This window comes from Micromonospora deserti, assembly GCF_003236335.1.
GTDB lineage: Bacteria > Actinomycetota > Actinomycetes > Mycobacteriales > Micromonosporaceae > Micromonospora > Micromonospora deserti.
Genome location: NZ_POUB01000476.1, coordinates 1 through 2,011, shown reverse-complemented (window position 1 = coordinate 2,011; position 2,011 = coordinate 1). Strand labels below are relative to the sequence as shown.

Genomic DNA, 2,011 nt, shown 5'->3' with positions numbered 1-2,011 from the left:
CGGCCGCGCCGCCCGCGCCGCCGCCCACCCTGGCCGCCGCGCCGGCCACGCTCTTCCCGCCGGCGCCGGGCACCGACATCTTCGACGCCGTACGCACGGCGCCGGCCCGGATCGACCTGACGCCCGGCGTACCGGATCTGGCCGCCTTTCCGCGCGCGGCCTGGCTGCGCGCCGAACGGACCGTGCTGCGGCACCTCGCCGCGTCGGACTTCGGCTACGGCGACCCGCGCGGGGCGCCCGCGCTGCGCGCCGCCGTCGCCGCCTGGCTGGCCCGCAGCCGGGGCATCGCCGCCGACCCCGCTGAGGTGATCATCACGACGGGCGTGTCCCAGGCGCTCGGGCTGCTCGCCCAGGCGCTGCGCCCGCACGGCATCACCCGGATCGCGGTCGAGGACCCGGGTTCGCTCGGGGTCCGGCAGCACCTCAACAACTGGCAGGTCGACACCCCGCCCATCACCGTGGACGACATCGGCCTGCGGGTCGACGAGCTGGCCGCCAGCGGCCTACCCGCGGTGATGCTCACCCCGGCCCACCAGTTTCCGACCGGGGTGGTGCTCGACGGCGACCGCCGCCGCCACCTCGTCGCCTGGGCCAAGGCCGGCGGGCTCATCATCGAGGACGACTACGACGCCGAACACCGCTACGACCGCCCGCCCGTGCCCGCGCTGCGCGCCATGCTGCCCGACCAGGTCTGCTATGCCGGCAGCGTCTCGAAACTACTCGCGCCCGCGCTGCGGGTCGGCTGGCTGCTGGTGCCCGCCCGCTACCGCGACGCCGTGGTCGACGCCAAACGCAACGCCGACCTGGGCAACGCGGTGCTGCCGCAGCTGGTGCTCGCCGAGCTGATGACCTCCGGCGCGCTGGAACGGCACCTGCGGCTACTGCGCCGGCGGCATGTGCGGCGGCGGGACGCGATGATCGCCTCGGTGTCTTCTTGTCTGCCGGCGGCCACGGTGCACGGGGCGGCGGCGGGGCTGCACCTGATGGTCACGGTGGACGGTGACATGGTGGACACGGAGGTGGCGGCGGCGGCGTTGGAGCGCGGGGTGAAGGTGCAGCCGCTCTCCTGGCACTGCCAACGGCCGTACCGCCCGGGACTGGTGCTCGGGTACGCGTCCAACACGGCGTCGGACATCGCAGAGGGGGTCGCCGCGATCGGCGCCGTCCTGCGCTGCCGGGATGACGGCGCTCTCGCTCACCAGGACGCGAGCCGGTTCACCGTCACCTCCTGGCCGACGAACGGTCGACGACGCCCCAGCTCTGATGCAGCAGGGTGAGCAGTCCGTGGCCGTCGTCGACCTGCGCGTCTGGATGCAGGTCGGGGTGGGGTGGTTCCCGGTCGGTGCGGGGCGAGCGCATGAGGATCGCTGCTGCGGTGCCGGCGCGGCGGGCGCAGGCGATGTCGCGGTGCAGGCTGTCGCCCACGAACCAGCAGTCCCCGATCGGCACGCCGATGGCGTCGGCGGCCAGGCGCGCCAGTTGGGGATTGGGTTTTCGGGGCCCGGCTTCGTCGCTGTAGAACTCGGCGGCGAACAGGTCGGACAGACCGGCGGCGGCGAGGAAGTCCCGATGTGCCGCGCCGCAGAGGGTGTTGCTGACCACCGCCATCGGCAGACCCGCGTTGGCGGCAGCGTGCAGCGCCTCGGGGATACCGGGGCGGACCTGCCATTCGGTTCGCCAGGTCCAGGCGTACGCCAGCGGGGTCGCTTCCCGAGCGATGGCGCCGCGAGCGGGCTGAGGCCAGGTGCGGGTGACGAAGTTACCCCACACCTGCACGTGTGGCAGCTCGACCGGGTCACCGGACCCGCCCACCTCATCGCGCCACAGGGCGTACGCGCGAGCACCCTCAGTGAGGTCGGTCCGGATCTGCTCCTCCGACACCGCACCGGCGACGAGCTGGGACAACCGGCGGACCACATCAGGTGGGGCCGGTGGTTGGGGCGGGGCGTCGGCCAGGACACCACCGAAGTCGAGCAGGAGCGCGCGAGGCGACCGAAGCATGCCCTCCATC

At 73.8% G+C, this 2,011-nt stretch carries 2 protein-coding genes; one reads left to right on the top strand and one right to left on the bottom strand.

Going from position 1 to position 2,011, the window contains the following annotated elements:
• On the top strand, positions 1-1,277 hold a 1,277-nt coding region (locus C1I99_RS31305), incomplete at its 5' end, for an aminotransferase-like domain-containing protein (protein ID WP_111137739.1).
• On the opposite strand, the gene C1I99_RS31300 is transcribed toward C1I99_RS31305, so the two are convergent.
• On the bottom strand, positions 1,222-2,001 hold the full coding sequence (locus tag C1I99_RS31300) for an HAD family hydrolase (RefSeq protein WP_233512826.1): 780 nt from the start codon (positions 1,999-2,001) through the stop codon (positions 1,222-1,224). The genes C1I99_RS31305 and C1I99_RS31300 overlap by 56 nt on opposite strands.
• Between the last annotated feature and the right edge of the window lie 10 nt (positions 2,002-2,011).

Coding starts and splice junctions, on each gene's coding strand:
- C1I99_RS31300 (WP_233512826.1), bottom strand. CDS start 2,001: ATGCTTCGGTCGCCTCGCGCGCTCCTGCTCGACTTCGGTGGTGTCCTG.